Below are 15,643 nucleotides of genomic sequence, written 5' to 3'. Positions count from 1 at the left end.
GAAAAGTTTTTTCATCAACTTTCTTGTCGGTGCACTTGCTTTTCTGAAAGAAATATGATAATATGTCTGCGTTAGCAGGATGAGAATTTGTCGCCAATTTTCGGCGGATGATACAGATCAAGGAAGGAAGAGGTATATGGGGGCGGAATCTTTGTTTTCACGTGTGAAAGATATGGTTTCACACGTTGTGGACTCATTTATACCGATTGCTGAGGACGAAGAAGAGGAAGAGGCGATTCGCGCACAGCAGGCGTCACAGACTGCTCAGACGACGCAGGCAGCACAGCAGAGTTTTGCTTCCCAGCGACGCGTTGCCAATGGGGGAACGGTGTCGTCATTCTCATCGCCTTCCTATGGCAGCACCAGTTCCTTTCAATCTCCGCGTACGCCTGTGACAGGGGAGGGGAGTTCGACGCCGCTGACGGTACATACGACGAAGGTATCGGAACTGCGCGTGCGGATTCATCGTCCGCGTCGTTACGATGATGCGGCCCCGGCGGTGGTCCAGCTGAAACAGGGGATTGCGATCGCCGTGAATTTTGACTGCATGAGCGAGCCGGAACGCCGTCGTGTCTGTGACTTCCTGAATGGTGCCTGCTATGTAATGCATGGCACGGCACATGTCGTGTCGAGTACGATCATACTCTATGCACCGAAGGGTGTTGATGTGACGGATCCACTTGCAGCGACGAAGACCAACTGAATGATAGGCAGAGGAGCTCTACGCGAAGACCAACGTCTTCGTGCTGGAGCTCTTTTTTTTGTAAAAAAATTCTGCAGGGCGTTGTTTTGGCGCCTATGGTATGCTATAATACGCCCTAGTGTAAAAAACACGCGTTTTCGATAGCTGTTCTGTGCCGTATTTATGCGGTGGTACAGCGGATGAGAAGCGCGGAAGAACAACAGGAGGTATTTTATGGCAGTCATTTCTATGAAGCAGCTTCTGGAGGCAGGTGTCCATTTCGGACATCAGACGCGTCGCTGGAACCCGAAGATGGCACGTTACATCTTCACGGAGCGCAATGGTATCTACATCATTGATCTGCAGAAGACGGTGCGCAAGGTGGATGAGGCGTACAATTTCCTTCGCAGCGTTGCGCAGGAAGGGAAGTCCGTGCTCTTCATCGGCACGAAGAAGCAGGCACAGGAGGCCATCCGCGAGGAGGCGCTCCGTGCGAATATGTACTACGTCAACGAGCGTTGGCTCGGCGGCATGCTGACGAACTTCCAGACGATTCAGCGTCGTATTCATCGTCTCAAGGCACTTGAGGAGATGGAGGAGAACGGCACGTTCGAGGTTCTCACGAAGAAGGAAGTGCAGGGGCTGCGCCACGAGAAGGAGAAGCTCGAGCGTTATCTGGGCGGTATTAAGGATATGAACCGTCTGCCGGGTGCACTCTTTGTCGTTGACCCGCGCAAGGAGCGTATTGCGGTTGCCGAGGCACGCAAGCTGAACATTCCCATCGTCGCGATTGTCGACACGAACTGTGACCCGGATGAGATCGACTATGTGATCCCGGGCAACGACGATGCGATCCGTGCCGTGAAGCTTCTCACGGGCTGCATGGCAGACGCTGTGCTCGAGGGAAATCAGGGCGGCGCACAGGAAGCGGCTGAGTAATCAAAGACAGTGGGGTAAGGGAGCATTATCCCCTTACCCCTTTTTTATGGAACGATCATAGGAGGAACGATAATGGCAATTGGTGCAGCGATGGTAAAGGAACTGCGTGAGCGCACGGGCGCAGGTATGATGGACTGCAAGAAGGCTCTCGCAGAGACGAACGGCGATATGCAGCAGGCAATCGACTATCTGCGCGAGAAGGGGATTGCAAAGGCCGAGAAGAAGGCGGGACGCATCGCTGCTGAGGGCGCGGTGACAGCATATCTCTCGTCCGACGCGAAGGTCGGTGTCATTGTCGAGATCAACTGCGAGACGGACTTTGCTGCCAGCAATGAACAGTTCCGTGAGCTCAGTGCGAAGGTCGCAAAGCACATTGCAGAGACGAACCCGGCAGATCTCGATGCACTGAATGCAAGCACGCTGGATGGCAAGGATGTTGCCTCCCTCATTACCGAGGCAACGGCAACGATCGGGGAGAAGATTTCCCTTCGCCGCTTCGCCCGCTATGAGGATGCAGGCCGTGTGGCAACGTACATCCACATGGGCGGTAAGATCGGCGTCCTCGTTGAGCTTTCCGGTGGGGATGAGCAGCTCGGCAAGGATATTGCGATGCAGATTGCGGCAGCGGCGCCGCTCGCGATTGATCGTGCTGGCGTGACGGCTGATCATATCGAGCATGAGAAGGAAGTCCTCCGTAAACAGGCGCTTGAGGAGGGCAAGCCCGAGAAGATCATCGAGAAGATGGTTGAGGGGCGTATCAATAAGTTCTATGAGGAAGTCTGCCTGCTTGAGCAGAAATTCGTCAAGGATCCAGAGAAGAAGATTGCAGATGTGCTCGGCTCGGTAGAGATCAAGGCGTTTACGCGCTATCAGCTGGGCGAAGGCATCGAGAAGAAGCAGGAGGACTTCGCTGCAGAGGTCGCTGCTCAGATGAAGTAAGATGATATGAAGAGAGGAGAGCTGCCCGACGGCAGCTCTTTTTTGCAGATGGTCTGCGGATTTTTTTGGAAAAATGTGCTATAATGGCGCAGAGAATGTGCGTGACAGGAGGAGTCGTCTTGGAAACGAAATATCGTCGCGTCGTGTTGAAGCTGAGCGGAGAAGCGCTCGCGGGAGATCAGGGATTCGGGATCAATCCACAGGTTGTCGAGGCAATTGCCGCGCAGATTAAGAAGGTACGCGATCACGGTATCGATGTCGCCATTGTGGTCGGCGGAGGAAATATCTGGCGCGGACTCGCGGGCAGTGCGAAGGGGATGGACCGCACGACGGCAGACTATATGGGGATGATGGCGACTGTGATGAACGCACTCGCCCTGCAGGATGCTCTCGAAAATCAGGACGTTGACACGCGTGTCCAGAGTGCCATTGAGATGCGTCAGGTGGCAGAACCGTATATTCGCCGCCGTGCCATCCGTCACATGGAGAAGGGGCGCGTGGTGATCTTCGGTGCAGGTACGGGGAATCCCTATTTTTCCACGGATACGACGGCCGCTCTGCGCGCTGCGGAGATCGAGGCGGACGTTATTCTCATGGCGAAGAAGGGAACGGACGGCATCTACGATTCCGACCCGAATAAGAACCCCAATGCCAAGCGTTTTGAGAAACTGGCGTATATTGATATTCTGAACAAGGGACTCGCGGTCATGGACGCGACGGCGACTAGTCTCTGCATGGAGAATAACATCCCCATGGTGGTGTTTAATATTGATGTGCATGAAAATATTGCACGGGCAGCATTTGGCGAGCCGATTGGCACAACAGTAGGAGGCGAAGCAGTATGATCAAGGATATTCTGTCAAAGCATGAGGAGAGTATGAGTAAGGCGATCGAGGCGCTTCGCCGCGAGTTCTCTTCGCTGCGCGCAGGACGCGCAACGCCGAATCTCTTGGATAAGATCATGGTGCCCTACTATGGGACACCGACCTCGGTCAACCAGCTTGCCAAGGTGACGGTGCCGGAGCCGCACATGATCGTCATTACGCCGTGGGAGAAGTCTATTCTGCATGAGATCGAAATCGCCATCTCAAAGTCTGATCTCGGTCTTTCGCCGAACTCTGACGGGAATGTGATTCGCCTTGCGATCCCTCAGCCAACGCAGGAGCGCCGCAAGGAGCTGATCAAGACGGTCGGCAAGAAGACGGAAGAGGCGAAGGTCGCTCTGCGCAATATCCGACGCGATGCAAACGAGGCGATCAAAAAGCTCGAGAAGGACAAGGAGATCAATGAGGACGAGTCCAAGCGCGGTCAGGACTCTGTGCAAAAGCTCGTCGATAAGTTCGTCAAGCAGATGGACGAGATGCGTGCAGCAAAGGAAAAAGAGGTCATGGAGATCTGATGGAGGATTCCTTTTCGGCACGTCCATGGGATGAGGTGCGACGGGAGCTGGATGCCGAAGGCGCATCCTACACGATATCGGTATCGCGTGCATCACGTCCTTTTTTTCCCGTCGATGAGACGCAGTCCTATGTCATTCGTGTTCACCAGAATGGGGCTGTGCATCAGGTCACGCTCACGGAACTTCCGCTGTGCAGTCCGACTGTCGCCGCCTACGAAGAACATTTCCGCTGAATGCGCGACACCCCTTTCGGCATCCGCCGAAGGGGTGTTTTGGTAGAAGAGTAAAGGCATAGGAGAAGGGGAAAGATTTGATATGTGGAAGAGAATATTCGGCAAAAAAAATGATACGCCGGACATCGACAGCGATCACAGCCTTTCCAATCTTGCACTCGATCGTGCCAGTCTGCCACGTCATGTTGCCATCGTGATGGATGGCAATGGAAGATGGGCAGAAGGGAAAGGAAAATCACGCTCGGCAGGCCATGAGGCGGGGGCGCGTACCTTGAAGCGTATTGTTCGTGCCGCTTCGCATATAGGCATAGAGGTGCTGACCGTCTATGCCTTTTCAACAGAGAATTGGAAGCGCCCTCATCGGGAAGTCGATTTTCTGCTCAATCTCTTCGATTCTTTCCTGGAGAAGGAGATCACGGAGATGCATGAGCAAAATGTCCGTATGAGCTTCATCGGTCGGCGGGATCGCTTCTCTGATCGTTTCCTTGCCCGTATGGAGGATGCAGAGCAGCGTACGGCGCATAATACCGGCGTGCATTTTAATTTGGCGGCGAATTATGGCAGCCAGGATGAGATCGTGCGTGCTGTTCGCAAGTTGGCCACGCGTGTCGCAGAAGGGGAGCTTCGCCCCGAGGAAATCGACGAGGCACTCTTTTCCAATGCACTCGATACGGCGGGCGATCCGCCCGTGGATCTCTTCATCCGTACGAGCGGCGATCTTCGCCTGAGCAACTTCCTCCTATGGCAGTCTGCCTATGCAGAGCTATATTTTACGGAGACGCATTGGCCGGATTTCACACCGGAAGAACTTAAGCGTGCCATTGAGGACTTTGCGGGACGAAGTCGGCGCTTTGGCGGGCTTACTACAGAAGAATAAAGATGGAGGCTGTCTTTGATTACACGCATTATCTCCGGCATTATCGGCATTGGTATTGCAGGATATGTTACACAGACGGGCGGAACAACGTTTACGGTTGCCGCAGCGGTGCTCGCAGCTCTCGCGTGGTTTGAGTATACACGTGCATTTTCGCACCGTGGAGGTAGTCCTGCCTTATTCTCCGGTATTCTTGGCATCGGGGGGATGCTGTATGGCGCGTTCATCGGGCAGGAGAGCGTGATTCTGCTTGCCTTGATCGCATCCTCGACGCTAGCCCTGATGACCTGCGTCCTCCTGCGCGGCGATGTGTCAGTTCACGATGCGACTGTTTCTGTGGCGGGGATCTGCTACATCGGCATGCCATTTGCACTGCTTATTCTCCTGCGGAATATGACGGGGCCTGTCTATACGACGCCGATTGAGACGTTTTCCTGCGGAGCAGCGATGGTCTGGGTGATGTTTATCGGGACATGGGCGAGTGACAGTTTCGCCTATTTTGCCGGGCGTGCGTTTGGCTCGCACAAGCTGGCACCTGCTATTAGCCCGAATAAGACGATCGAGGGATTCTTTGGCGGCCTGATCGGTACGATTGCTGTCATTGTGGGGCTTGGCTGGCTTCTCGCAATGCCGCTGCCGCAGATGGCTGCACTGGGCGCAGCGATTGCCGTGCTCGGTACGCTTGGTGATCTTGTCGAGTCCATGATGAAGCGACAGACGGGCATCAAGGACTCGGGCGCGATTATCCCGGGGCACGGCGGTGTATGGGATCGCTTTGACAGTGTCCTCTTTACGGCGCCGCTGGTCTATTACTATACGGTATACATTGTCCTGCGCTGAGTGGGGCAAAAGGAGCTTGGATGTTAGAGAAAATTGCTGCGACAGTCTTTGTCTTCGGACTGCTCGTCTTTGTGCACGAGCTGGGGCATTTTATCACGGCAAAACTGACTGGGATGCGCGTGGATGAATTTGCCATCGGCTTTGGACCGCGTCTTGTGCATTTTCGCTATGGAGAGACAGTCTATTCGATCCGTCTGGTTCCGCTGGGCGGATTCAATGATATTGCCGGCATGGCAGCAGATGACAACGATGCCGGTGATCGCGGCTATTGCCGCAAGCCGATTCTCTCCCGCATGATTGTGATTCTTGCTGGATCGGCGATGAATTTTATCCTGCCGATCGTTCTTTTTTTCGGGATCTTTTTCTTTGCCGGGGTGCAGACGCCGAATCCTGCGCCTGTTCTTGGCAAGGTGCTTGCCGATAATCCTGCTGCACAGGCGGGGCTCATGGCGAATGACCGCATCATTGCGATCGATGGTAAGCCCATCGAGACGTGGCAGGAGATGGTGGACGCCATTCGCACAAACCACGGAACAGTTCCGATGACGATGCAGGTGGAGCGCAATGAGCAGGAGCTGACGGTCAGTGTGACCCCACATTATGATGCCTCACAGCAGCGTGGATACATCGGCATTGTGAATGCCTATACCAGCACCTATCCTGGCTTCTTCCAGTCCATCTCGATGGCATTTGAGCGGACGGCGATGATTGTCGTGATGATGCTCGATGCGCTCTATCGGATCATTCTGGAGCTCTCCGGCTCGGAACTTGCGGGGCCAATCGGTGTGGCACAGATGGCGGGAGAAGTCGCAGAGATGGGCATTGTCCCGCTCCTCAATTTCGCCGCACTCCTCAGTCTCAATCTTGCGATCATCAATCTTCTGCCCGTACCGGCACTGGACGGCGGACACTTTCTGACGCTCTGTGTTGAGGCGGTGCGTGGCAAGCCCCTGAGCCCGAAGGTCATGCACTATATCCAAAATGCGGGTGTGGGGCTGATTATTCTGTTGATGCTGCTCGCGATGAAGAATGATGTCGTACGTATTTTTGCAGGAGGCTGACCCGCGTCATGTCAACATTTGAACGCCGCCACACGCGGCAGATTCATATTGGGAATATCCCCATCGGGGGTGGTGCACCGATCTCCGTGCAGTCCATGTGCAACACGAAGACGACGGATACGGAGGCTACAGTAAGGCAGATCCGCGAACTCGCGGCGGCAGGCTGTGATATCGTACGCCTCGCTGTGCCAGATATGGCGGCGGCAAAGAACCTCGGCAATATCATTCGCCAGGTGAAAACTCCGCTTGTCGCCGATATCCACTTTGACTACAAGCTTGCGCTTGAGGCGATGGCACAGGGGATTGCGGCTCTGCGCATCAATCCCGGCAATATCGGTGGGACGGAGCGCGTGAAAAAGGTCGTCGCGGCGGCACGTGAGGGGGGGATCCCCATCCGCATCGGCGTGAATGCCGGCTCACTTGACCATAAAATGCTCAAGAAGTATGGTGGCGTCACGGCGGAGGCCTTGGTTGAATCTGCCATGGAACACGTGCGCATTCTGGAGGAGCTGGATTTTCATGACATGAAGATTTCGCTCAAGGCACATGATGTCCCGCTGACACTTGCGGCCTACCGTCTGATGAGTGAACGCACAGACTACCCGCTGCATCTCGGTATCACGGAAGCGGGCACGGCGGGGACGGGCATCATTAAGTCTGCTGTCGGTGTCGGGGCTCTCCTCGCCGAGGGAATTGGCGATACGATACGCATCTCGCTGACAGGTGATCCCGTCGTCGAAGTTCGTACGGCAAATGAGATTCTGAAGGCGCTCGGTCTGAAGGAGTATGGGCCAACGCTCGTCGCTTGTCCTACGTGCGGGCGGACGAGCATCGATCTCGCCTCCATCGCGGAGAAGGTCGAGGAACGTCTGCGCGGCATGGAGGATCCCATCGAGGTGGCTGTGATGGGCTGTGTCGTCAATGGTCCCGGTGAGGCACGCGGTGCGGATGTCGGTATTGCCGGCGGCAATGGCGAGGGGCTGATCTTCCGCAAGGGAGAGGTCATTCGCAAGGTAAAGGAAGAAGAACTGCTGCCCGAACTTTTTCGGGAGATTGATGCGATATTGGAGGAACGGAAACGGTCATGAGAGCAACGAATCTGTACGCGCCTACCCTTAGAAATACGCCTGCGGAGGCGGAGATTGCGAGCCATCAGCTCATGTACCGCGCTGGTCTCATTCGCAAGTCTGCCGGCGGGATGTATACCTATCTGCCGCTCGCGTGGCGCACCATCCGAAAGATTGAGCAGATCATCCGTGAGGAGATGGATGCCGCAGGCGGACAGGAGATCATGATGCCAATCCTGCAGCCGTCCGAACTCTGGGAGGAGAGCGGCCGCTGGGGAGCATACGGCGCGGAGATGATTTGCGTGAAGGATCGCCATGGCCGCGAGTTCTGCATGGGACCGACGCATGAGGAGATGATTACGGCGCTCGTGCGTGATGAGGTGCGCTCGTACAAGCAGCTCCCGCTCATGCTCTATCAGATTCAGGACAAGTTCCGTGATGAGCGTCGCCCACGTTTTGGAGTGATGCGCAGCCGTGAGTTCATCATGAAGGATCTCTATTCCTTTGACAAGGATATCGCGGGGATGAACGAGTCCTATCGCAAGATGGCCGTGGCCTATACGAATATTTTCACGCGCTGCGGACTGAACTTCCGTGCGGTGGAGGCCGACAGCGGTGCAATCGGCGGCGGGCACTCGGAGGAGTTTACCGTTCTTGCCCCTGAGGGGGAGTCGCGTATTGCCTGCTGTGATGCGTGCAGCTATGCTGCGAGTGACGAGAAGGCGGCACTGCGTCCCATCGATGCCGCTGCGGAGGAAGCACTGCCGCTTGAAAAAGTGGCAACGCCCGATGCTCATACGATTGCCATGCTTGCTGAGTATCTCAGGATTCCTGTCGAGAAGACGATCAAGGCAGTCGCCTATCAGACCGAGGAGGATGTACTCGTCCTCGCATTCCTGCGCGGCGACCACGAAGTCAATGAAGTGAAGCTTGCGAATGCCGTTGGGGCACAGGAGCTGCGTATGGCGGATGAGGCGGCCATTCGCGCGGCTGGCGGGTGCCCGGGCTTTATGAGCCCGATTGGCATCAAAGAGGGCACGTGTATCGTGGTTGATGAGACGGCCATGCGGATGCACAATGCGGTCTCTGGCGCCAATGAACAGGACTTTCACTATATTAACGTCAACCCGCAGCGCGACTTTGGGTCAGTGACCGTGACGGATATTCGCCTTGTTGCAGAGGGCGATCTGTGCCCTTCCTGCGGAGTAGGACATCTTCATATCGGACGGGGCATTGAGGCAGGACAGATCTTTGCGCTCGGCACGAAGTACAGTGAGGCAATGGGGGCGACGTTCCTCGATGAGTCTGGGAAGACGCAGCCCCTACAGATGGGCTGCTATGGTATCGGTGTCGGGCGCACGATGGCGGCGGCAATCGAACAGAACCACGATGCACATGGCATCATTTGGCCGCGTGCGATTGCACCGTACGAAGTCGTCGTCGTGGCAGTAAACGCCAAGGTGGAGGAACAGCTCGCATACGCTGAGGAGATTTACGAGGAGCTGCGTGCTGCAGGTGTCGATGTACTGCTCGATGACCGTCGTGAGCGTGCGGGCGTGAAGTTCAACGACTGTGATCTCATCGGTTATCCTGTGCGCATTGCGATCGGACCCAAGACCATAGAAAATGGAACGATTGAGGTGAAGATCCGCCAATCCGGTGAACTCGTGGACTTTGCGCGGGATACGTACCTGAAGGGCGTGAAGGATATGCTGGCAGTACTTTGAAATAGCTGCTTCGAGAAGGGGAGGGGAATGTGGCAAAGGCATATCCAGGAGTAATTCTTCGCGTGCCGGAGGGAAGCCTTGCCGATGAGCTGGGGCTTGTGGCGGGGGATAAGATCCTTGCGATCAACGATATGCCGCTGCGCGATATTATTGACGTCAGCTTTGCGATGGCGGACGAGGAGATTGAGCTTCTCGTTGAACATGCCGATGGGACGCAGGAGTGCATTGCATTCGACAAGGACTATGACGAGGAGCTCGGCGTGGAGTTTGAGAGCGCCGTATTCGACGGGATTCGTGAATGTGCGAATCACTGCTATTTCTGCTTTGTCGATATGATTGCCCCGCACATGCGCCACAGCCTTTCTGTGAAGGATGACGATTACCGCCTGTCCTTTCTCTATGGTAATTTTGTGACACTGACCAACATGGGGGAGGCGGATTACGCGCGTATTGCACGGCTGCATCTCTCTCCTCTCTACGTATCGGTGCAGTGTACGAATCCCGTCCTGCGTGCGGAGATACTGCGATGTTCGTGGGCAGGGGATATTCTTGGGCAGCTCGCGCGGCTCGAAGAGGCGGGCGTGGAGTATCATACGCAGGTGGTGCTCTGTGCCGGGCTGAATGACGGAGAGGAACTCGAGCGGACGATTCGTGACATTACGGCGCGGCGTCCTCATGCACTTTCGCTCGCCATCGTACCCGTTGGACTGACAAAGCATCGAACGGATCCGTTCCCGCTCGTTCAGTTTGATCGGGACGGTGCAGCGCGCGTGATCGACCAGGCCGAGCCGTGGCAGGAAAAAATGCGTGTAGAAGAAGGGCGTACCTTCATCTACCTTGCCGATGAATTTTACTTTCTGGCAGGGCGCGAGGTTCCGCCTGCCGCAATGTACGATGGCTTTCCCCAGCTCGACAATGGGATTGGGCTGACGCGCAGCTTCATCGGGGAGTGGGATGCGGCAAAGGAGCGCGGCGCCGCATGCGACGCTCACCTCGCCGTCGTGAGCGGAACGGCGATTGCTCCCGTTCTGGCGGCAAAGGCGCGGGAGCTTGATCCTCTGGAGCAGAATATTTTCGTCTTGCCCGTTGAAAATCGTCATTTCGGTGCGATGGTCAATGTGTCGGGCCTCCTCATCGGTGCAGATATTGCAGCGGCCCTGCGAAAGATGCCCCGTGACGTTGACGGTGTACTCATTCCCGCATCGGCACTGCGTGAGGGGGAGGATGTCTTTCTGGATGATATGACTCTTGATGCCCTGCGGGCGGAATTTCCTGCCCTGCGCATCGAGCCGGTAGCGACGGGCGCGGACTACTATGCAGCGCTTTCGGATTGGGCACATTATCATCGCACACGTGCGAGCGGCGGTTATACATGGCAGAGCAACGCGGGCTATACAAAGCCTGTGGCAGGAAATCGCTGAGGATGCAGGGAGAGGAGTGAGGGATCATGAGCAAACCTATTGTGGCAGTGGTCGGGCGGCCCAATGTCGGGAAGTCAACGCTGTTCAATCAGATCGGCAAAAAGCGTGTCTCCATTGTCGATGATATGCCGGGCGTGACGCGTGACCGCATCTATCTGGATGCGGAGTGGCTGAACCATGAGTTTACGATCATTGACACCGGCGGCATAGAGTTCGATGAGAGCGACCATATCCTGCGTTCGATGCGTTCTCAGGCAGAGCTGGCGATGGAGGAGGCAGATGTTATCCTCTTTCTCGTCGATGGGCGGGCAGGACTGACAACTTCGGATGAGGAGGTCGCACGTCTTCTGCGGCGGACGAAAAAACCCGTGATTCTGGCGGTCAACAAGATCGACAGTTTTGAGCGTGAGGCGCTGATCTACGATTTCTATTCGCTTGGGCTCGGTGACCCGATTCCCATCTCTGCCTCCAATGCGATGAATCTCGGCGATCTGCTGGATGCCGTCGTCGCGGCGTTCCCGGAAGAGCCGGCGGAGTCACAGGAGACGGATGAGATCGCTATTGCCGTCGTCGGTCGTCCAAATGTCGGCAAATCATCGCTCGTGAATCGTCTGCTCGGTGAGGAGCGCGTGATCGTCAGTGATGTGCCGGGGACGACCCGCGATGCGATTGACACACATTTTACCAAAGACGGTGCAAAGTATCTTCTCATTGATACGGCAGGGATGCGGCGCAAGGGAAAGATCACTCTGCCTGTGGAGCGGTACAGCGTGATGCGCTCCCTGCGCGCGATCGACCGTGCGGGGGTTGTCCTCATGGTCATTAACGCTGCCGAGGGGATTCTGGAACAGGATACGAAGATTGCGGGCTATGTGCACGAGTCGGGCAAGGGTGTCATCATCGTCGTGAATAAATGGGATATTTTCCCAGAGAAGAACGACAAGTCGACGCTGCGCTTTACAGATGATCTGCGCGAAAAGCTTGGCTTCCTCCAGTATGCCCCTGTCCTCTATACGTCGGCCTTGACGGGACAGCGTGTGGAGCGCGTGACGGAACTCGTGAAATATGTGGCGGAGCAGCAGTCGATGCGCATCAAGACGAGTGTACTCAATGAGCTGATCCGCGATGCGGTATCGGTCAATCCGCCGCCGACGAAGAAGGGCAAGCAGCTCAAGATTCTGTTTGTCACGCAGGTGAGTATTGTCCCGCCGACGTTCATTATTTTCGTCAATGACCCCGAACTCATGCACTTCTCCTATCTGCGCTTTATCGAAAATCGTCTGCGCGAGAGCTTCGGTTTCGAGGGAACGCCGATCCGCCTCGTGGTGCGCGCGCGCAAGGAGGAAGAACAATGATGTATCTCGCCGCAGCCATCGCCGCCTATCTCATCGGATCGATTCCGAGTGGACTGATTCTTGGAAAACTGATCTGGCATAAGGATCTGCGCGACTATGGCAGTCACAATATCGGTGCGACGAATGCGTGGCGCACGCTCGGAAAGGGCGCGGGCATTGCCGTATTTGTTGCGGACAGCCTGAAAGGGCAGGCGGGCGTTATGCTTGGACTGCTCCTTGTCAGTACGCCGCTCGCTGCAGTCGTCGGAGGATTGTGTGCCATTCTCGGGCACAGCTTTTCGCTCTTTCTCCGCTTTCACGGCGGCAAAGGCGTTGCAACTTCACTTGGCGTTCTGACGATGCTGATGGGGCAGGTGACGTTTATCATCTTTGTCATCTGGCTGACAATCGTCTATGTGTCACGCTATGTCTCCCTCGGCTCTGTCGTCGCGGCATTTCTTGCACCGTTTCTTGCGGCACTTTACGGGTATCCGACAGAGTACGTTCTCTTTACGGCTGTGGCGGCGATTCTCGTTATTCTCCGTCACCGTGAGAACATCGGACGGCTGATGCACGGAACCGAAAATAAAATCTGACGCTATCGTTTGTGATACTGGGTGTGTATGGTATGATATACTTGGACTGAGATAGTGCATCAGCAGCAGTGGTCAGGGAGGATGGGATTCTGTGAATACAGTCAAGATAGCTCTTTTGGGTGCGGGGACAGTCGGCTCCGGCGTTATCCGCACCCTGTCTATGAACGGGGAGACGATCGCAGGACGCTGTGGCGCACGCATCGAGATCAAGAAGATTCTCGTCCGCGATGCGAAGAAATATCGTCCGGAGGCAGAGGGAATTGCCCTCACGGACAACTTTGAGGAGATCCTGAACGACCCGGAGATCTCGATTGTCGTCGAGGTGATGGGCGGGCTCATGCCGGCAAAGGACTACATGCTGCGTGCCATGCGTGCGGGCAAACATGTCGTCACCGCCAACAAGGATGTCATTGCCGAACATTTGCGGGAGCTCTATGGTATAGCGGATAAGCATCACGTCGATTTCCTCTATGAGGGCAGTGTCGGCGGCGGCATCCCGATCATCAAGCCGTTGAAGGAATGTCTGACGGCGAACGAAATCTCCGAGGTCATGGGCGTCATCAACGGAACGACGAACTATATGCTGACGAAGATGACGGAGAAGCATATCAGCTACGATGCTGTACTGCGACGTGCACAGGAAAAGGGCTATGCTGAGGCAAATCCGTCGGCGGATGTAGACGGCTTGGATGCCGCGCGTAAGGCGGCGATTCTGGCGTCACTTGCCTTTGATACCATCGTCGAGTTCGAGGATGTCTCCGTCGAGGGAATCTCACATATTACGGAAGATGACATTGAGTACGGGCTGAACCTTGGCTACGTCATCAAACTCCTCGCAGTGGGACGCAATACGGAGGAGGGAATCGATGTGCGTGTGCATCCCGTGTTCCTCCCAAAGACGCATCCGCTCGCCTCAATCAACGGCGTATTCAATGCGGTCTTTGTGCGCGGCAATGTGATCGGTGAGGCGATGTTCTACGGCCGCGGTGCAGGCTCGCTTCCTACGGCATCTGCTGTGGTCGCGGATGTCATTGAGGTTGCGCGCGATATCGTTGCAGGGACGACGGGGCGCATGAAGTATCGGATTGGTGCGAAGAAAAAACTCTGCCCTGTGGAGAAGACGCGCTCCTCTTATTATCTGCGCCTTGTCGTCGCCGATGAGCCGGGCGTACTCGGTGAGATCGCCACGACATTTGGACGCGCGGGGGTCAGTCTGCGGTCGGTCATTCAGGCAAGGTCGACGGTGAGCGGAGATGCGGAGATCGTTGCTGTGACACACGTTGTGACACATGCGGCTGCCTCTGCCGCTGCTGCATCACTGCAGGCACTTCCTGTCGTACGCGAGGTGCGCAGCCTGATCCGTGTGGCGGACGGGCAGGAGGATACACTATGACAGAGCGCAGTGTACGCGTACGTGTCCCTGCGACGAGCGCGAATCTCGGCCCCGGCTTTGATGCGCTCGGCCTTGCCTGCACGCTGTATAACGAAATGACCCTGACGCTTACGCGTGAGCCGGGGCTTTTGATCGCGGCACGCGGTGAGGGCGCCGCCTACATTCCGGGCGACGAGCGCAATATCGTCTGGAAGTCCATCCGCTATCTCTTGGATAAAGCGGGGCGTGCGGAGGAATTTCGCGGTGCACAGATCCGCATGAGCAACCGTATTCCGCTCTCGCGTGGGCTTGGCAGCAGTGCGACAGCGATTGTCGCAGGACTGACAGCAGCAAATGCGCTCATTGGCAGTCCGTTTGACCGTCATGCGCTGCTGCAGTTTGCGACGGACATTGAGGGGCACCCGGACAATGTGGCACCAGCGATCTATGGCGGCTTTACGGTAAATACCGTGACGGATGGAACGGTGGAATGCTTTTCCTTCCTGCCGCGTATCTTTCTGCGGTTCGTCGTCATGGTGCCGGACTTTTACCTCTCGACGAAGTCGGCGCGTGAGGTGCTCCCTGCCGAGGTGCCGATGAAGGATGCTGTCTTTAACATCAGCCATGCGGCCATGCTTGTGGCGGCTCTGTCGCGCGGATCTGAGAAGCATCTGTGCAACGCCTTTGCGGATGCACTGCATCAAAACTACCGTGCGCCGCTCATCCCGGGGATGTTCGATGTCTTTGCCGCTGCAAATAAGGCGGGGGCATGCGGCGCGGCGCTCAGCGGAGCGGGTCCCTGTCTCATCGCCTTTGTTCCGGAGAAACGGAACTGCACCGAGGATGTTGCCCATGCGATGCGCGAGGCATTCCGTTCGCACGAGATCGAAGCACGTCCCCTGCAGCTTCGTCTCGATACGAAGGGAGCGCGTGTCCTCCATCGCAGGAATGCGAATGTAAAATCATAGGAATCACTGATAAAATGAGGTCTGCCGGATTGGCGTAGATTTTTTCGTCCGAACGAGGTGGAAAACCGGACGCAGAGTGGTGCTCTGTGGAGGATTTTCCGCCGAAGTGCGGGCAAAAGAGATGCGTCAAGATGATTGTGCCGAATTTATCAGTGATGGCAAATTGCAAGTTTAATTGTCGCAAGGTCCCG

The 15,643-nt window shown here is 56.0% G+C and carries 16 protein-coding genes; all 16 read left to right on the top strand.

The genetic code is table 11. From position 1 onward, the window contains the following. The first annotated feature begins 136 nt into the window (after positions 1-136). The 16 genes from sepF (at position 137) to thrB (ending at position 15,452) form a co-directional block, all read left to right on the top strand. On the top strand, positions 137-703 hold the full coding sequence (gene sepF, locus HMPREF9166_RS01255; RefSeq protein ID WP_039980803.1) for a cell division protein SepF: 567 nt from the start codon (positions 137-139) through the stop codon (positions 701-703). Between the two features lie 213 nt (positions 704-916). Continuing rightward, on the top strand, positions 917-1,621 hold the full coding sequence (gene rpsB, locus HMPREF9166_RS01250) for a 30S ribosomal protein S2 (protein WP_009442221.1): 705 nt from the start codon (positions 917-919) through the stop codon (positions 1,619-1,621). Positions 1,622-1,693: 72 nt separating this feature from the next. Then, positions 1,694-2,560 carry a translation elongation factor Ts gene (gene tsf, locus HMPREF9166_RS01245; protein WP_009442220.1) on the top strand — a complete coding sequence of 289 codons (867 nt, stop codon included), beginning with the start codon at positions 1,694-1,696 and terminating at the stop codon, positions 2,558-2,560. 119 nt (positions 2,561-2,679) lie between these two features. Beyond that, on the top strand, positions 2,680-3,405 hold the full coding sequence (gene pyrH / locus HMPREF9166_RS01240) for a UMP kinase (RefSeq protein ID WP_039980801.1): 726 nt from the start codon (positions 2,680-2,682) through the stop codon (positions 3,403-3,405). After that, positions 3,402-3,959, top strand: coding sequence for a ribosome recycling factor (gene frr / locus HMPREF9166_RS01235; RefSeq protein ID WP_009442218.1), 558 nt, complete (start codon positions 3,402-3,404; stop codon positions 3,957-3,959). The genes pyrH and frr overlap by 4 nt, the downstream gene beginning before the upstream one ends. Then, a complete protein-coding gene (locus HMPREF9166_RS01230) occupies positions 3,959-4,192 on the top strand; it encodes a hypothetical protein (RefSeq protein ID WP_009442217.1) in 234 nt (77 codons plus the stop codon). Before frr ends, HMPREF9166_RS01230 begins: the two co-directional genes overlap by 1 nt. 82 nt (positions 4,193-4,274) lie before the next feature. Next, complete coding sequence (locus HMPREF9166_RS01225; protein WP_009442216.1) at positions 4,275-5,069, top strand: isoprenyl transferase; 795 nt, start codon at positions 4,275-4,277, stop codon at positions 5,067-5,069. 15 nt (positions 5,070-5,084) lie between these two features. Beyond that, the gene (locus HMPREF9166_RS01220; protein ID WP_009442215.1) at positions 5,085-5,906 is read left to right on the top strand and encodes a phosphatidate cytidylyltransferase; all 822 of its coding nucleotides are present in this window, start codon (positions 5,085-5,087) and stop codon (positions 5,904-5,906) included. Positions 5,907-5,926: 20 nt separating this feature from the next. Further along, positions 5,927-6,967, top strand: a complete 1,041-nt coding sequence (gene rseP, locus HMPREF9166_RS01215; RefSeq protein ID WP_009442214.1) for an RIP metalloprotease RseP — start codon at positions 5,927-5,929, stop codon at positions 6,965-6,967. A gap of 8 nt (positions 6,968-6,975) precedes the next feature. Continuing rightward, the gene (gene ispG / locus HMPREF9166_RS01210) at positions 6,976-8,055 is read left to right on the top strand and encodes a flavodoxin-dependent (E)-4-hydroxy-3-methylbut-2-enyl-diphosphate synthase (protein ID WP_009442213.1); all 1,080 of its coding nucleotides are present in this window, start codon (positions 6,976-6,978) and stop codon (positions 8,053-8,055) included. Further along, entirely contained in the window at positions 8,052-9,761 is a 1,710-nt protein-coding gene (locus HMPREF9166_RS01205; RefSeq protein WP_009442212.1) for a proline--tRNA ligase, read from the top strand. The genes ispG and HMPREF9166_RS01205 overlap by 4 nt, the downstream gene beginning before the upstream one ends. A 29-nt stretch (positions 9,762-9,790) precedes the next feature. Then, positions 9,791-11,182 (top strand): DUF512 domain-containing protein, encoded by a 1,392-nt coding sequence (locus HMPREF9166_RS01200; RefSeq protein ID WP_009442211.1) that lies wholly within the window; start codon positions 9,791-9,793, stop codon positions 11,180-11,182. Between the two features lie 26 nt (positions 11,183-11,208). Further along, positions 11,209-12,537, top strand: coding sequence for a ribosome biogenesis GTPase Der (gene der / locus HMPREF9166_RS01195; RefSeq protein WP_009442210.1), 1,329 nt, complete (start codon positions 11,209-11,211; stop codon positions 12,535-12,537). Further along, entirely contained in the window at positions 12,534-13,112 is a 579-nt protein-coding gene (gene plsY, locus HMPREF9166_RS01190; RefSeq protein ID WP_009442209.1) for a glycerol-3-phosphate 1-O-acyltransferase PlsY, read from the top strand. Before der ends, plsY begins: the two co-directional genes overlap by 4 nt. Before the next feature lie 91 nt (positions 13,113-13,203). Continuing rightward, a complete protein-coding gene (locus HMPREF9166_RS01185) occupies positions 13,204-14,505 on the top strand; it encodes a homoserine dehydrogenase (protein ID WP_009442208.1) in 1,302 nt (433 codons plus the stop codon). Next, positions 14,502-15,452, top strand: coding sequence for a homoserine kinase (gene thrB / locus HMPREF9166_RS01180; protein ID WP_009442207.1), 951 nt, complete (start codon positions 14,502-14,504; stop codon positions 15,450-15,452). The genes HMPREF9166_RS01185 and thrB overlap by 4 nt, the downstream gene beginning before the upstream one ends. The last annotated feature ends 191 nt before the right edge of the window (positions 15,453-15,643 follow it).

Origin of the sequence: Selenomonas sp. oral taxon 149 str. 67H29BP, from assembly GCF_000146365.1 — a bacterium.
GTDB lineage: Bacteria > Bacillota > Negativicutes > Selenomonadales > Selenomonadaceae > Centipeda > Centipeda felix.
The sequence above is the reverse complement of the archived record's forward strand: the minus strand, read 5'-3'. Positions and strand labels throughout refer to the sequence as shown.

Bases quoted from the DNA above. Each gene is read 5' to 3' on its own strand.
- sepF (WP_039980803.1), top strand. From the start codon at position 137: ATGGGGGCGGAATCTTTGTTTTCACGTGTGAAAGATATGGTTTCACAC.
- rpsB (WP_009442221.1), top strand. From the start codon at position 917: ATGGCAGTCATTTCTATGAAGCAGCTTCTGGAGGCAGGTGTCCATTTC.
- tsf (WP_009442220.1), top strand. From the start codon at position 1,694: ATGGCAATTGGTGCAGCGATGGTAAAGGAACTGCGTGAGCGCACGGGC.
- frr (WP_009442218.1), top strand. From the start codon at position 3,402: ATGATCAAGGATATTCTGTCAAAGCATGAGGAGAGTATGAGTAAGGCG.
- HMPREF9166_RS01230 (WP_009442217.1), top strand. From the start codon at position 3,959: ATGGAGGATTCCTTTTCGGCACGTCCATGGGATGAGGTGCGACGGGAG.
- HMPREF9166_RS01225 (WP_009442216.1), top strand. From the start codon at position 4,275: ATGTGGAAGAGAATATTCGGCAAAAAAAATGATACGCCGGACATCGAC.
- rseP (WP_009442214.1), top strand. From the start codon at position 5,927: ATGTTAGAGAAAATTGCTGCGACAGTCTTTGTCTTCGGACTGCTCGTC.
- ispG (WP_009442213.1), top strand. From the start codon at position 6,976: ATGTCAACATTTGAACGCCGCCACACGCGGCAGATTCATATTGGGAAT.
- HMPREF9166_RS01205 (WP_009442212.1), top strand. From the start codon at position 8,052: ATGAGAGCAACGAATCTGTACGCGCCTACCCTTAGAAATACGCCTGCG.
- der (WP_009442210.1), top strand. From the start codon at position 11,209: ATGAGCAAACCTATTGTGGCAGTGGTCGGGCGGCCCAATGTCGGGAAG.
- plsY (WP_009442209.1), top strand. From the start codon at position 12,534: ATGATGTATCTCGCCGCAGCCATCGCCGCCTATCTCATCGGATCGATT.
- thrB (WP_009442207.1), top strand. From the start codon at position 14,502: ATGACAGAGCGCAGTGTACGCGTACGTGTCCCTGCGACGAGCGCGAAT.